Source organism: Stenotrophomonas sp. 2YAF22 (assembly GCF_052114665.1).
Taxonomy (GTDB): Bacteria; Pseudomonadota; Gammaproteobacteria; order Xanthomonadales; family Xanthomonadaceae; genus Stenotrophomonas; species Stenotrophomonas indicatrix.
Map to the genome: position 1 here is coordinate 1 of NZ_JBFRFE010000024.1, position 14727 is coordinate 14727.

Annotated in this window: 16 protein-coding genes and 1 tRNA gene; 11 read left to right on the top strand and 6 right to left on the bottom strand. The window is 62.7% G+C overall.

Translation table 11 applies throughout. From position 1 onward, the window contains the following. Positions 1-111: 111 nt before the first annotated feature. From AB4Y84_RS02065 to AB4Y84_RS02080, 4 genes are all read right to left on the bottom strand, one after another. Complete coding sequence (locus tag AB4Y84_RS02065) at positions 112-1653, bottom strand: PH domain-containing protein (RefSeq protein ID WP_442249717.1); 1542 nt, start codon at positions 1651-1653, stop codon at positions 112-114. Continuing rightward, the gene (locus AB4Y84_RS02070; protein WP_442244529.1) at positions 1650-2126 is read right to left on the bottom strand and encodes a PH domain-containing protein; all 477 of its coding nucleotides are present in this window, start codon (positions 2124-2126) and stop codon (positions 1650-1652) included. The genes AB4Y84_RS02065 and AB4Y84_RS02070 overlap by 4 nt, the downstream gene beginning before the upstream one ends. 112 nt (positions 2127-2238) lie before the next feature. Then, positions 2239-3372: a GTP cyclohydrolase II RibA gene (gene ribA / locus AB4Y84_RS02075; RefSeq protein ID WP_105164716.1), complete on the bottom strand. Its 1134-nt coding sequence runs from the start codon at positions 3370-3372 to the stop codon at positions 2239-2241. A gap of 75 nt (positions 3373-3447) precedes the next feature. After that, positions 3448-4368, bottom strand: a complete 921-nt coding sequence (locus AB4Y84_RS02080) for a lauroyl acyltransferase (protein ID WP_442244509.1) — start codon at positions 4366-4368, stop codon at positions 3448-3450. A gap of 60 nt (positions 4369-4428) precedes the next feature. On the opposite strand from AB4Y84_RS02080, the gene dtd reads away from it, so the two are divergent. The 10 genes from dtd (at position 4429) to AB4Y84_RS02130 (ending at position 12952) form a co-directional block, all read left to right on the top strand. Then, entirely contained in the window at positions 4429-4869 is a 441-nt protein-coding gene (dtd, locus tag AB4Y84_RS02085; protein ID WP_312705771.1) for a D-aminoacyl-tRNA deacylase, read from the top strand. A gap of 90 nt (positions 4870-4959) precedes the next feature. Further along, entirely contained in the window at positions 4960-6810 is a 1851-nt protein-coding gene (rpoD, locus tag AB4Y84_RS02090; RefSeq protein WP_312111186.1) for an RNA polymerase sigma factor RpoD, read from the top strand. A gap of 610 nt (positions 6811-7420) precedes the next feature. After that, positions 7421-7750: a hypothetical protein gene (locus tag AB4Y84_RS02095; RefSeq protein WP_442244510.1), complete on the top strand. Its 330-nt coding sequence runs from the start codon at positions 7421-7423 to the stop codon at positions 7748-7750. Positions 7751-7794: 44 nt separating this feature from the next. After that, positions 7795-7870 (top strand) — tRNA-Ile (locus AB4Y84_RS02100). 531 nt (positions 7871-8401) lie between these two features. Then, on the top strand, positions 8402-8695 hold the full coding sequence (locus tag AB4Y84_RS02105; protein WP_442244511.1) for a hypothetical protein: 294 nt from the start codon (positions 8402-8404) through the stop codon (positions 8693-8695). A 1066-nt stretch (positions 8696-9761) separates the two neighbouring features. Then, positions 9762-10211, top strand: coding sequence for a DUF6932 family protein (locus AB4Y84_RS02110; RefSeq protein ID WP_442244512.1), 450 nt, complete (start codon positions 9762-9764; stop codon positions 10209-10211). After that, on the top strand, positions 10208-11173 hold the full coding sequence (locus AB4Y84_RS02115; protein WP_442244513.1) for a hypothetical protein: 966 nt from the start codon (positions 10208-10210) through the stop codon (positions 11171-11173). The genes AB4Y84_RS02110 and AB4Y84_RS02115 overlap by 4 nt, the downstream gene beginning before the upstream one ends. A gap of 51 nt (positions 11174-11224) precedes the next feature. Continuing rightward, positions 11225-11593 carry a hypothetical protein gene (locus AB4Y84_RS02120; protein ID WP_442244514.1) on the top strand — a complete coding sequence of 123 codons (369 nt, stop codon included), beginning with the start codon at positions 11225-11227 and terminating at the stop codon, positions 11591-11593. Positions 11594-12114: 521 nt separating this feature from the next. Then, positions 12115-12324, top strand: coding sequence for a hypothetical protein (locus AB4Y84_RS02125; protein ID WP_442244515.1), 210 nt, complete (start codon positions 12115-12117; stop codon positions 12322-12324). 85 nt (positions 12325-12409) lie between these two features. Continuing rightward, positions 12410-12952 (top strand): hypothetical protein, encoded by a 543-nt coding sequence (locus tag AB4Y84_RS02130; protein ID WP_442244516.1) that lies wholly within the window; start codon positions 12410-12412, stop codon positions 12950-12952. Between the two features lie 73 nt (positions 12953-13025). Here AB4Y84_RS02130 and AB4Y84_RS02135 read toward each other — a convergent pair whose 3' ends face one another. Both AB4Y84_RS02135 and AB4Y84_RS02140 read right to left on the bottom strand, forming a co-directional pair. Next, positions 13026-13586 (bottom strand): hypothetical protein, encoded by a 561-nt coding sequence (locus AB4Y84_RS02135; RefSeq protein WP_152543234.1) that lies wholly within the window; start codon positions 13584-13586, stop codon positions 13026-13028. Between the two features lie 19 nt (positions 13587-13605). Further along, on the bottom strand, positions 13606-14001 hold the full coding sequence (locus tag AB4Y84_RS02140) for a winged helix-turn-helix transcriptional regulator (protein WP_180165451.1): 396 nt from the start codon (positions 13999-14001) through the stop codon (positions 13606-13608). 152 nt (positions 14002-14153) lie between these two features. Here AB4Y84_RS02140 and AB4Y84_RS02145 point away from each other — a divergent pair, with 152 nt between their 5' ends. Beyond that, positions 14154-14483 (top strand): hypothetical protein, encoded by a 330-nt coding sequence (locus AB4Y84_RS02145; protein WP_442249718.1) that lies wholly within the window; start codon positions 14154-14156, stop codon positions 14481-14483. The last annotated feature ends 244 nt before the right edge of the window (positions 14484-14727 follow it).

Sequence of the window (14727 nt, forward strand, 5' to 3'; positions counted from 1 at the left end):
CAACCACCGGAATGCCTGCGTTTGCCGGCCAGCGGCCGGCACTACCGTAGAGCAGCGCGTGCAGTAGTAGATCCACGCCATGCGTGGATGGGCGGTCAACGATCGGCCGCGCTACCAGCGCAGCTTGCGCCGCGCCAGCGCCGTCGCCAGTTCTTCCATCAACGCATGCGCGCGCGCCTGCGGCAGATAGCGCAGCGCCAGTGCCACATCGCCATGCGCACCGGCGGTGTCCAGCTGCAGGCTGGCCGTACCCAGCAGCTTGTCCAGCGGCGAACGCTGCAGGCGCAGGCCCTGCACCTTGTCCAGCTCGGCCCAGCGCCACCAGCGCTTCCACCAGCCACCGCGCACCGCCACGAACTGGCCATCCAGGTGCCAGCCCATCCGTGCCATCTGCCGGTGCGCGATCAACAGGCTGACCGGCAGCCAGGCCAGCAGTGCCAAGGCCGGCAGGCCCCAGCGCCAGTACAGCGCGGCGGTCAGCAACGGCACCGTCAGCAGGGTGGACAACGACAATCGCCACCAACCGCGTTGCGGTATCGGCTGCCACTGCTGTGGTGGCCATTGCAGCTGTGGCAGCAGATGGCGCACCAGGTCGTCGCAGGTGCCCGCGCCAGCCAGAGGAGCAAGTTCGCGCAGCGCGCGGTCGTCGTCGCGCGCGGGGCCACCGGCGGCGCTGTCGATACGCAGCTGGCGCAACCCGAACCAGCGCTGCAGGGTGCTCTCGCCCAGCGTCCATGCCTGGATGCGGCGGCGCGCGACGCTGCTGCGGGTGCGGCTGAGCAGGCCGGTGGAGACGGTCAGGCGCCGCTCGCGCTCACTGAGGGTGAAGCCGTGATAGCGCAGCAGCGTCAACACCACCGACAGCACCCGCAACAACAGCCAGCCCAGCAGCAACGCGGCCGCCAACAGCACCAGCCCACCGGTCACCCCGGCATGCAGATGGCTGGCGTAGCCGAAGGCCTCGCGCCCGCCGCGCTGGATGGCATCGTCCATCGTCTGGCGCGGTACGGTCTGGAACAGGACGCCGAAGGCGGCGATCGCCAGCGCCCAGCCACGGTTGGACAGCAAGCCCATGCGCAGCACATCCCAGCTCGACAGGCGCAGCAGTACCTGCTCGTCGTCGGATGGCACGACACCGGCAGCCGGCGCGTCGCCCGGCGTTGGCTGGGGCGCCTGTCCACGCTGGCGCACCAGTTGTTCCAGGGCCAACGCCTGGTCCAGCCGCAGCACGCGCATCTCCGCTTCCGGACGCACCCCGCCGGCCGATTCCAGGCGCAGTTCGGCAACCCCGAACAACCGGTGCAACGGGTTCTGCCGCACTTCCACGTTGTGGATGCGGGCGAAGGGAATCTCGCGCCGGTTGCGCGCCAGCAGGCCGCTGCGCACGGTGATCGCATCGTTGCCGATGCGATAGCGGTAGCTGAGGTACTGCAGCACCGACACCAGCACCAGCGCGGCGATGGCGGTCAACGGGATCAACTGTGCCCACATCGGATCGCGGTCGCCGCGTTGGCCGAACACCAGCAACGCGACCAGTGGCAGGAAATAGTGGCGCAGCTGCATAAGCAGTACGAACAGCCACGACCACGGGTGCAGTCGATGCTCTTCGCCACCGCTGGGCAGCGACGGCGGCAGGGGCGGTGGCAGGCTCACAGGGCGTCGGCGTCCTGGTCGAGCTGATGGGCCAGGGTGTCACGCAGGCGCTCGGCATCGGCTTCGTCCAGGCCGCTGACGGTGACCGCACTCAGGCGGGTGCCGGCGGTGTGCACGATCAGCGTGGCCAGGCCTGCACGCCGCTCCAGAGGCCCGCGACGCAGGTCCAGGTGCTGCACGCGCGAAATGGGGATGCGGGTCTCCAGCTGCCACATCAGGTCGCGGCGCAGGCCCAGACCCTGCGCGTCCAGCCGCCAGCGGGTGCGGGTCATGCGGCGATGACCGATCCAGCCACCGAAGGTGAGGCCGACCAGCAGGCCCAGCATCGCCGCCCACAGACCACCCGGAAGATCGAAGAACCACCAGAGGGCGACCAGCGGTGCGCCGGGGATGAACAGACCGCCGAAGGCGCCCTCCAGTGCCGCCAACCGGGCAGCGCGCCGCGGCAGGGGGTGCCAGTGGTCGAGGGGCATTTCGGTGGCAGCAACAGGCAAAGGAAGTTCGGTCACGCGGGCGTCCGTCGGGCAGCAGGGCGGGCAGGCGCGGTGATGGCCGCACCGCGCAGACGTTAGCAGGTCGCCCGCGTTACTGGGCGGCCTGGATCAGCGCGTCGACATCCAGCAGATGGCCGGCGCGGTCGGCCTTGGTGCGCAGGTAGTGCTCGTTCTCGGCGGTGATCTCGCCGGTGACCGGAATGCAGTCCAGCACTTCGATGCCGGCATTGCGCAGGCGCTGTGCCTTGGTCGGGTTGTTGCTGAGCAGGGCAACACGGGATACACCCAGCCCGCGCAGCATCGCCACCGCGCTGCCATAGCGGCGCTCGTCGGCGCCGAAGCCCAGCTGCGCATCGGCGTCGATGGTATCCAGGCCGTCATGCTGGTAACCGTAGGCGCGCATCTTCGCGGCGATGCCGGTACCGCGGCCTTCCTGGTCCAGGTACAACAGCACGCCGCCGCCCAGTTCTTTCAGTTTGCGCAGGCCGCGCCGCAGCTGGTCGCCGCAGTCGCACTTGAGTGAACCGAACAGGTCGCCGGTGAGGCAGGACGAATGCACGCGCACCGGCACCACTGCGGACAGGTCCGGTTCGCCGACGATGATCGCAACCTGGTCGCGCTGGGCGACGCCACCGCGGAACACCGCGAAGGTGGTCATGCCGACGTCGCGCAGCGGCACCGGAGAACGCGCCACCAGTTCGTAATCATGTGCGGCGTGCGCAGCGCCTTCGGCCAGATCGCACAGGGCAACCTCGGCCGCGCCATCGAACGTGGCGTCGTCTGCGTCCAAGCGTACGGCCACCATCGCCGGCAACAGCAGGCCCAGCCGGGCCAGTTCCACCGCGCCGGCATCGAACGCATCGCCTGCGCTCCAGGCTGCGGGCATCGGTCCGGGTTCGCGCAGGTAGCCCAACGAGGGCAGGGCATCGAACGCAACGCCAGCCAGTGGCAGGCGCGCGCCCTCGGGCGCCTCCACGCCGAGCACGCGGGCGCGGGTGGCGGTCAGATACAGGTAATGGCGCTCGCGCGCGGCGCTGGCGAAGGCGGCAAAGCTGCTGGCAGTGGCGCTGTCCAGCGCGATCACCGCCAGGCGCTGGCCCTGGCCATCGTGGAGCAGGACCGGGCGACCGGCGCGCAGTTCGGCGACCGCGCGCTCGCAGCGGATCGCTGCCGGATCACCGAACAGGGAGGAAGCAGACATGGCAGGACCGGGGGAGGCGGACATCGGTGTCTCTATGGGGGCGCCAGCGTCGTATTCAACGTGCTGCGGCGGTGTGTCGCAGGCCGGGTGGAGCGGCTTTCAGTGCGGATGCTCGTCGGTCGCGTACGGGTCTTCTTCGCCGCTGCCCGGTGGCCGCAGCGTATAGCGCTTGTAGGTCCACTGGTACTGCGCCGGGTCGCGGCGGGCGATGCGTTCGATGCCCGCGTTGAGCGCGGTGGCCGCCACGTGCGGGTCCGGATCGGCCACGGCCGGGTCGGTCGGCTCGATGTGCAGGGCAAATTCCATGTCCGGGCCGATGCGCTCGCACCAGCCATACAGCACGGTCGCGCCGGTGCGCTCGGCCAGGCGGTTGACCAGGGTCATGGTCAGTGCCTGCACGCCGAAGAACGGCACGAACACCCCGTCGCCGGCCTTGGGCTGCTGGTCGGGCAGGATGCCGGTGGCACCGCCGTCCTTGAGCACCTTGAACAGCTGGCGCACGGCCGGGCCTTCGGCACGCACCTGCTGCACGTTGTCGCCGCCGCGCACGATCTGCAGGAAGGCATCGCTGGCCTCGTCCTCCGGCGGCTTGTAGACGATGGCGATCTGGCCGCGCGAAGCCAGCCACTGGTTCAGCAGCTCCCAGTTGCCGTAGTGCGGGGCCGCCACGATCACGCCCTTGCCGCTGGCCAGGGCCGCGTCGTACAGGGCCTGGCCGTGGCGCTCCTTCAGGTGCAGGCGCAGGTTGTCTTCGGGCGTCCGGCTCCACAGGCGCAGGGTCTCGATGGCCTGCAGGGCAGTGGAGCGCAGCAGTTCACGCTGCAGGCGGTCGCGCGCCGGCGCGTCCAGCTCGGGGTAGGCCAGTTCCAGGTTGCGGCGGGTGACGCGGCTCTCGCGGGCATCAAGGCGCACCCACGTCCAGGCCAGGGCGCGCGCGAACCCGCGCAGCAGTGGCCAGGGCAGGCGGGCGAACAGGGTGGTGGCGCGGTAGACCAGCCGGGCTTTGCGGTGTGGATTCATCGGCCCCAGTTTAGCCAAGGGCGCTGCTATCGTGGCCGGCCCTTGCCTGGAAGCCCGCCGATGCTCGTCCTGATTCAACGTGTCAGCCAGGCTGCCGTGCATGTGGAAGGTGAAGCGGTAGGGCAGATCGGCCCCGGCCTGCTGGCCCTGGTCGGCATGGAGCCGGGCGATACCGAGGCCCAGCTGCAACGGATGGCCGAACGCGTGCTCGGCTACCGTGTGTTTGCAGATGAGGCCGGCAAAATGAACCGCTCGCTGCGTGATACCGGCGGCGGCCTGCTGCTGGTCAGCCAGTTCACCCTGGCCGCGGATACCCGTTCCGGCATGCGGCCGAGCTTCACCAGCGCGGCACCGCCGCAGGAGGCTGAACGCGGGTTCAATCGATTTGTCGACATCTGTCGTGAAAATCACGCGCCGGGGGTGGAAACGGGCCGCTTCGGTGCCCATATGGTCGTCAGCCTGGTCAACGACGGTCCCGTGACCTTCCTCCTCAGGCCCTAGCCCACCGGGACCACCGCCCGGCAGGCCGGGCCCCGGGCTGGTATAATGCTACGTTCCCTATTTCCCCCTAGCCGGTGGCGCGAGCACTACATGGCCAACGAACGTCCTGCCCAATCCGAAATCAAGCAACTGATCAGCAAGGGCCTGGAACAGGGCTACCTGACCTATGCCGAAGTCAATGACCATCTGCCGGACGACATGGTCGACCCGGAACAGATCGAAGACATCATCGGCATGATCAACGGCATGGGCATTGATGTCCATGAAGTTGCTCCGGATGTGGAAACCCTGCTTCTCAACGACGGCAACACGGGCAACCGTGAGGTCGACGACACCGCAGCCGAAGAAGCTGCCGCCGCGCTGAGCGCGCTCGACACCGAAGGTGGCCGTACCACCGACCCGGTGCGCATGTACATGCGCGAAATGGGTACCGTCGAGCTGCTGACCCGCGAAGGCGAAATCGCCATTGCCAAGCGCATCGAAGAAGGCCTGTCCCAGGTCCAGGCCGCACTCGGCCAGTTCCCGGTGTCGGTCGAGTCGCTGCTGACCGATTACGAAGCGCACAAGGAAGGCCGCAAGCGCCTTGCCGAAGTGATCGTCGGCTTCAATGACCTGTCCGAGGAAGTGCCGGCCCCGGCTGCTGCCGTGGCCGATGACGCGGACGACGCCGATGCCGACGCCGACGAGGAAGAGGACGATGTCGACGGCGGCGATGAAGAAGCCGCGCCGACCGGTCCGGATCCGGAGGAAGTCGCCGCGCGTATGCAGGCGCTGGGCGATGCCCTCAACGCCTTCAAGAAGGCCGTTGCCAAGGGCGACAAGAAGAACCTGCTGAAGCTCCGCGAGGAGATGTCGGCGGTGTTCGTCACCCTGAAGCTGCCGCTGCCGCTGACCGACGTGCTGACCAAGCAGCTGCGCGACACCATGGGCAGCGTCAAGGCCCACGAGCGCCGCGTGCTGAACCTGGCCACCGTCACTGCCCGCATGCCGCGCAAGGACTTCATCCGTTCCTGGGAAGGCAACCAGACCAACCTGGAGTGGGTGGAAGACGCACTGAAGCGCAAGCAGAAGTGGTCTTCGGCGCTGCGTGAAGTGAAGGACCAGATCGTGTCCGAGCAGCAGGCCACCATCGACATCGAGAAGGTCACCCTGCTGGACCTGGACGAGCTGAAGGAACTCAGCCGTGCCATGGCCTACGGCGAAGCCAAGGCGCGCAAGGCCAAGAAGGAAATGGTCGAGGCCAACCTGCGCCTGGTGATCTCCATCGCCAAGAAGTACACCAACCGCGGCCTGCAGTTCCTCGACCTGATCCAGGAAGGCAACATCGGCCTGATGAAGGCCGTGGACAAGTTCGAGTACCGCCGCGGCTACAAGTTCTCCACGTATGCGACCTGGTGGATCCGCCAGGCCATCACCCGTTCGATCGCCGACCAGGCGCGCACCATCCGTATTCCGGTGCACATGATCGAAACGATCAACAAGTTGAACCGCATTTCCCGCCAGATGCTCCAGCAGTACGGCCGTGAGGCTACGCCGGAGGAGCTGGCCAAGGAAATGGACATGCCGGAAGACAAGATCCGCAAGGTGATGAAGATCGCCAAGGAGCCGATCTCGATGGAAACCCCGATCGGCGACGACGAGGATTCSCATCTGGGCGACTTCATCGAGGACACCAACGTGGAGTCCCCGATCGAGAACACCACCAACATCAACCTGTCTGAAACCGTGCGCGACGTGCTGGCCGGCCTCACCCCGAGGGAAGCCAAGGTGCTGCGCATGCGCTTCGGCATCGACATGAACACCGACCACACCCTTGAGGAAGTCGGCAAGCAGTTCGACGTGACCCGCGAGCGCATCCGCCAGATCGAAGCGAAGGCCCTGCGCAAGCTGCGTCACCCGAGCCGTTCGGAGCAGCTGCGCAGCTTCCTGGATATCGATTGATTTCCAGGTAGTGCCGAGCCATGCTCGGCAACTGCTTCTGTCGAGAGAAACCCCGCTTCGGCGGGGTTTTTCTTTGGGGTGGGGGCCGGATGGCGAGGGTGCCTTCTGTAGAGCCGAGCCCATGCTCGGCTGCTCTCCCGCGATGACGCTTTGGCCAATTCTCCGTCGTCTCCAACCGCCAAAACTCGCGCCTTTTGACGCAACCGGCTTGAGCATTGTTGAGCAATAGCGCGCGACTCCGTGCGACGGGCAGAAGCTGGTCAGCTCAATCCTCAATTGCCCCAGTGCGTCGAGCCTTTTGAGTCGCCATGGCTCCCGCATGCCCTGTCGCATACAACAATTGAAGCCACTACCTTCTCTTCCACACAGTCCCCGCAGGTGCTCAACACACCGTCGTAGGAGGGCTGTCTGCCTGACAGCAGGCAATCGAGGGTCAAGCCGCATCACTCGCCACCCAAGCGAGCCGAAAGGTTTCTGGCCGGGTGGCGCGCAGCCATGCAAGACCCCGTAAGGGGAAAAACTGCGGGCGGCCCTACGACCGTGTTGAAGCACCCGGCCGCCTCTCTCAACAGGAGGCGTAGAAGGTTCGACGAATCGTAGGAGATCCAAGATGAGACAGAAAGCGATAGCCGTCAGGAGCGCTGGCGACCGGGTCCGTGCAGATACGTGTGACTTCCCGCCCCTCCTGGATTGGAATGAAGTGATGCAGGACGAACGGGAGGATCGGCTGGGGTTTGCTAGGCGCGCGACGTTCGCGCTGCTGACGCAGTCTGGCGCAGGATTGATCGAAGGCTTCGGTAACGCCAATCAGAAGGGGCTGGAGGGGGCCATGAGGGCAGTGGCGCTGTTCCAGGCGCATCTGCAGGAGATGGGGCGGTTGGCCGGGATGGCGGAGCGACGGTTGCAGCGTGTTGCTGAGGTACTCGCTACTGCCGACTGAGTAGCCGACTCCGGCCGTGCTCCACTACACTGTGACGCTGCGCAGGGCCTATAGCTCAACGGTTAGAGCAGGGGACTCATAATCCCTTGGTTCCAGGTTCGAATCCTGGTGGGCCCACCAACGAATCAGGCACTTAGGCGTCGGCCCAGGTGCCTTTTTTGTGCCGGTGAAAAAATAGCCGAAAGAATTTCAGCGCTTCTCTTGATGCTTCATGGCCACCAGCTATTGCTCGACAGCTAGCTACATCATCACCTTGAGTAGCAGATCGCTGGATCCACAAATATGCGCATATGCCGCAGTAGTCGGTTGCGAGTCCTCAGCAGACTGACGAGGAGGTCAAGCCGGCATTCGCAGGGATGACGAACAACCCGATTCTGTACGAAGCGCCGCCCAGGCTGCGCATGCTTGTGGCTGAACGTAGGGAGTGGCTATGTCGTTGTCTCTATCTCCCGCAGCCGTGAAGGGCATCGCTGCAGTGACGCTCCGAGCCAATGCGGGGCAACGTGTCTACCTGGGGGGCCTGGACATCACCGAGATGGCCGCCAGCTTCCTCCTGCGACATGTCGAGGAGGTGGGCTTGGATGTTGCGGACAAGGCCTTTCGTAGGCATGGGCTCACATTGGTAACAACTGAAAACAATAGGTGACAGCTATGGCATTCAAGCCAGGACAATCGGACAACCCGAGTGGCCGGCCCAAAGTGGATTTTGAGGTTCGAAGGCTGGCGCGAGAGTACGGCCAGGAGGCCATTGAGAAGCTGGTAGCCATCATGCGAGCCGACAATCCTGCTCTGGCTAAGGCGTCCAGTGAGGCGCTGCTAGATCGTGGCTACGGCAAGCCGGTCCAGTCCGTCGGGGTGGATCCTGATTCGGTGCCCGTCCAGGCCATCACTGTGCAACTTGTGGCTATGACGCCAGACTCCGAGCCGGAGGGCGGCCATGGTTGATGATCAAACGCCAATCTCTACCGTAGAAAGAGATAGATCCCAAGAGGCTTGGGATGGTATGACCTACGTGGTGTTTGCCGCTGAGCGGCAGTGCCTGCCGGAGGACTTTGAGGGCAGGGCGGAGGTGGCCAAGAACGCTATCGGCGAACCCTGGAAGGCCTACGACCTGCACGACGGGCGCTGCCCTGCCTGGACGGGCGGACACTGCCAGTGTGGCTTGGTTAGCTGTTTCAGCAACGGCCGGTGGGTGGCTGAGGTGGACATGTTCCACTCGGTCATAGATCAGCACTCGCTGAACTAGACCTACTTCCGGGTCTCCTTGCAGACGTACATGTCCCACTCCTTTTCGTATCGGCAGCCGACGCCACACTCATAGCTGCCGAAGTCCTCGGATTGATGCTGGAAGGCCAATTGCCGCAGAGCGCCAATAGAGGCGGCTTGGCACTGCTCGAAGGACTCGTAGTGGCCGTAGATCGCCTTGGAGGCATCTTCAGCGGCCAAGGACGTCCCGGGCGGGTAGACGAAGGCCGTCCAAGTCTCTGGCTGTTTAGCGCAGGAACCTAGCAGGGGGAGGACGGCTAAGGCGACGAATGGCACTCTAAGCATGGCCGGATCCTTGGCGTTCAGAGGGGAGCCTAGCAGCATCCGCCATGCGAACGCATTGCGAACGCATCGCCCAAGCATGACGAACGCAATGCTCTATACGGTCCGTAGCCTTTGTCGCCGTGTCCGCCATGGTGATGCGGGATTGCTCCATGGAGGGGTGGGTCTACGCCTGGGACTGGTTGGCGTCTTGAGGATCCAACCGTTGGGTGGACTATGTCGATATGCTTCAATCGTCTCAGGGTAGGCAATTTTGCGAATTAGCGCAGGGTACCTAGTCGGAGGGCGCTATTAGTGCTGAATGCCCGATATGGGAGCGAATTCCTGATTGGCGGACTGTAGTTTGCCGGTTAGGATCATCCCCCAACAGGGGATCCTCGCGCGGCCCTTATGGCGTGACGACTGGATCGAAGGACAGATCACAAGACGGAGAGTGCAGAATGGATGCACGAAGGATCAGGGCGTGATTCCGGCGCTGGACGACATTGGCTTGCTGCCACCCGGAGTGTGGGAATGCACTTTGGCTGAGGCAGAAGAGGTTTTCGCTACTACGCCACATCGGCGCGAGTTGTGGAAAGGCTTCCTCCAGTTCTTGGCAGATGAAGTTGAGCCGCATACGCCCGTTCCGATCTGGATCGACGGTAGCTTCACGCGGCGTAAAGACCACCCATCGGACATTGACGTTGTGGTTGATTTTTCCGACCTTCCGGAGGCAGTCGCTATGCCAATGGCGGTTTCTCTATACCTGCGTAATTCGAAGTTGAAGGCCGCCTACAAGGTAGATGCGTACCCGCGACATCCCGAGATTGCTAACGACTTCGCAGCATTCTTCCAGTACGCAGGGTCGAAAGCAGCTGCAGAATTCCAAATCGACAGCAAGCACCCAAAAGGCATTTTGAGGGTCCAACTATGAGTGAGCGCACCCTTACACAAGCGTTTCTGCGCGCCCACTTGGAAAACATGGCGTCTATGGCGCAAGCGTCGGTCAAGTACGGGATTGAAGCAACGCCCGCGCAATTGGTTGACGGAATCGAAGGCGCGCTACTGGATCTTGTGCGGACCAGCCTGCCCTTGGATCACTTGCTTGAGACTTCCGACCTGGTGTTTCACGCCGAGGGACCAGGTGTGCGGACGAACGCGCCCGCGCTATCCGCGTTTAACTGGCTGTCGCGCGCAACAGAGGCGGCTCTCCGAAAACTGTCTGGCGAAATGTTTGATCTCTCAGATCGCAATGCGAAACAGTTAGGCAGAGCTCTTGATCTGCGCCTAACCGGTATGGCGCCCGGGAGCCTCTATCTCGGGATTGCACTTGAGTCTCCTCCCCCAGATATGATTCCGGCAAGCGATGAGCCAATGTTTGTAAAGCTTCGTTCGACCTTTCGTGGGCTACCGGAAGCTACCACGGCAATTGGCGATGAAAGCATGAAGCCCGAAATTGGGGAGATGATTCCAGATGCTGCAGAGCGTGACGCGGTTCTTGCTGCTTTGCTTCGCCTTTCGCCAACGGGTAGGCAAGGCATCCACACTCTGGATGTCACTTCGCCCGGCGCGGCTAAGGGGACACTTTCGCAGCGCGAGCGCGTCGTATTGCGAGAGGCAATCAATCATCCGCTGCTCGTAAATAGGAAGGCCGGGGCCTTCGTTGGAGAGGTCCGTGAGGCCGATCTAGACAAAAATAGAATGCACCTACGAGGTGTTTCTGGTGTCGGTAGCTTGCGGTGCGTACTGCCCGCAATGGACAAAGCCCTATTCGGTGAGACGGTGAGAGTAAGTGGTGAGTACGAATCAGATAGAGCTGGAAGGCCGCGCCTGATGTTGGTAAATCGCGTGGAGATTGTGCGAACTTTGAATCGCCAAGATGAAATCCCGACTTAGCGTAAGCACCTGTACTCGCCAACGCACCATTTGAACTACCAGGAGTCATCTATGAAGGAGCTGGAACGTCTCAAGGCTTTGGCTGGATGCCTAAGCGATAGCCACGCCCGCAAGCTTTTGGGTACAGGTCTCGGCCCAAAAGAGCCGGTTGACCGCAGCCACCTTGCTGCGCTGCTGGTTACCAATCCGAGTTTGTCAAGTTTGGTCGTTGACTGGGCGGATGCTAATGGGCTGGTTGTAGAAGATTTCGAGTTTAGTCGGTGGGAAGCCGCGCCTGATTTTACAAATGAAATTGTTTCAGAGGCTGGTTCCGTTGTGGCAAATGTGGATCTTTATGAGTTCATTTCCAAAGGCGGAACTTTGGATGATTACTACGGTGGGCAAGAGTCAGAGGCTGATAAAGCGCACAAGCACGGATGAGATGGCATTCCGTGATGGTTTTTGAGGGCGCCGGAACGATCCTTGGCGGCTGACGAGTGGGCCGCAGGAGAGCTCCGTCCCTGGTCGTTGACTACGCCTGTGATCTCAAATGCGTTGCAGCGCAGCGTGTTCGAGTCCTAATTTGTAGTGGGCGATAGGGGTAACGTCGTGAGCTAGGCTGAAAGCCACCACCTCATCCAAGGGCGCGGTCATGAACGAGGGCAACAGCCTAGTGCCATTTGAGCTCAGGGCAATAAACGCGAGTGCTGTGGGGGAGCTCCTTGGGCTGACACCTCGATCCGTCCTGCAGACGGTGGCATGTCGCCCAGACTTTCCGATACGCCTGACCATGCGCCCGGCCACATGGGTAGCCGGGGAGGTGTTGAAGTGGCGAGAGACTAACCGATACGGTCTGCGAACTCGTCGACACTGTACTCCGTGGGCGTACGAATCAGGACCCGATTGACCCTGATAGGATGCGGACTGGCCCTGGATTGGCCGGGGCTGCCAAGGAGATGGTTATGAGCAATGCGAGCCACCCCGACCATGGTTTGGTCGCCCACATTTATGCGGCAGCGGCCGCGCAAGTTATTTCCCGGCAGGAGGGTCCTTCATTCGAGGAGATCCTTGCCCAGTCCATAGAGGCTGCAAGGATTTTCGCGCAGCAGATGGCGGCGCACGAGAGCAGGCAGATGGACAACTGGCTTGGGTCCGTGCCGGGCATGAAGTAATGAGTGGCCGCGTGAGTCCGAACGGTTCAGAGACGTAGGGCGGCCCTTCGCAGCCTTTGAGACGCCCGGTCGTATCCTTTCCGCCATGCTTCCCTCTCACGGCTACCAAGGCATTCGCGCCGCACCGCCACCCTCTGGCTGGGTCCAGATGGGGGAGGGCTGGGTGCTGTGGTGGAGCGGCCGGCAGATCGCCCATGTCACGCCGGCAAAGGACAGCGGTGTTCGGGTGCACCTTGATGCCCGGAAGGTGTGGGATACCAAGGACGTAAGGGCGGCCAGCAGCGCGCAAGGCAAGCGCTACGCCGAGCGGTGGTGCGCGGCCAGGCTCTACCCCGAGCTGAAGCTGCGGGAAGCGGTAGCCAGGCTGTTGGACAGCACGCCGACGCCGCCGCCGCCGATGCCAGGCCTGCCGCCGACACCTGAGCAGCTGCAGCAGGCCCGCCGCTTGGCCGAGGCCGGAACGAGGGAGCTGGAGCGAGTCAAGGAAGCGCTGGAGCCACGTCGGCCGCCAGCGGTGACCAACCCTAGGGTAAAAGAACCGATGAAGGCTTGGCTTAGGACGGGCAGGGTGCAGTCGAGGGGACGGCAACCCGGCTCCCAAGTGGCACCGCGTGGCTTTTCCATCTGATTGGAGGGCGCCAGAACGATCTTCGGTGTCGGACGAACGGCCCATGCACGCGGAAGAGTGCATCCCCGGCCACTTAGATGGTGTAAGTGTGCCGTGTGTAGGCCCCGGTTCCTCCCCAGCGACTTTGGAGCGCTACCGCCGCGCGCCAAAGCTCCGTGTAAGGGACGTGGTGCACTTGGGCAATGGCAGATTCCGGGAAGAATGGATGATCGAAGAGGTCGACACTGATCTCTTGCTCCCACAGGACTCGGAGGTCGTTCTGAGCGTAAGCGATCCCAAGTTCACGAAGCGCTGCCAAGGTCGTCTCGATAACCACTCCGCCGTCTGAGTCGGACTCGTCTAGTTCATTCAGCGCGAAGAACGTAGCAACGGTCCTGTCGCTGGTGAAACTCAACCAGCTCTGCTTGTAGCGGGAGGAGTCAATCGCCGTGAAGGTCAGAGCATTCCGAATGCAGCTTGTGACGTAGACGTCAGTGGATCCCGCAGAGATTTCCGTATCTCCCGCATGGAACTGTGCCTCGCGTTCCGTGCCTTTTCGCGCAATGCCTTGACGAGTTTTCCACTGCTGAGAGGTCATGCCGCGATAGATCTTCAGGGAGGTCGCGTCATCTTGATCGGCGGAGAAATAGATCATGTGCGTCATATCGAGGCGGCTAGGTGGCAGATTGGCCGTTTGGCCTGCGGCCTCTCCCCGTCGGCCTTGGGGGGATGCTTTTCCCATACTCAGCCCACCATGCCATCAACGCCTCCATCGTTGGACCTAGTCCGCGAGCCTTGTCCGTCATTGCGTATTCCACACGGGGCGGTATCTCCGCGAAGACTGTGCGGGTTACTAACCCGTCGTCTTCCAGCTCCCGAAGCTGAGCGGTTAGCATGTGCTGCGTGACGCCTGGGATCGCCTTTCTAAGCTCGCCAAACCGATACACGCGCTGATTAAGATGCCACATTATTTCCAGCTTCCATTTGCCAGAGAGAAGGGCGAAGGCGCGGCGCATTTCCTCGTGCATGTTCACTTCATCTGCATTGGTATTGTTTTTAATACTAGGCATGACGAATTCATCCTACTTGCGATGACTGATGTTGTCTCGGATGCTGAGCATACCCCAGCGATCCGACGTGACCTATGTCAACCYCAATCATCTATTGGACTAGTACCGCGCTACTGAGCGCCCTCTACTTCTCATCGGCTGCCTTGTACTTGGTGAAGCCGGTCTTTGTGCGTGAGGCCCAGGCGCGGCTCGGTTACGCGGCGCCTTACCTTGTCCCGCTCATGGTGGTCATCAAAGTGGCGGCACCGATGGTGATTCTCTGGCGCTTTAGCGTTCCGCTCAGCGATCTCGCCTATGCGGGAGTCCTCTACCACCTGGGGCTCGCAGCAATCGCCCATATAGGCGCGGGGAAGTTGAAGGATTCCGTGCCTGCCCTAGTGGGTATTGTGCTGCTTCTCACCTCGTTTGCCACGCAGAACGCGGTGCGGGAGGGGGTGTCTCCATACGCACTGACGCACATGTCCGCCAATGCGCGCGACTAATGAATTGCTGCGATTCGGCTACTCGGCCAGATCTAGGCGACTACTCCACATCAACGTTACTTTAGGCTGACAACGTGATCGATCATATCTCCGTAACCATGTCCGACTATCGAGCGGCAGTGCATTTCTACGATGAGGCACTGAACGCGCTCGGCTACGCAAAGCTCTTTACCTCGGAGACCGACAAGCTCACAACGGTCGCTTATGGGAAGGACGCACCCATGCTGTGGATCAGCGCAGGACC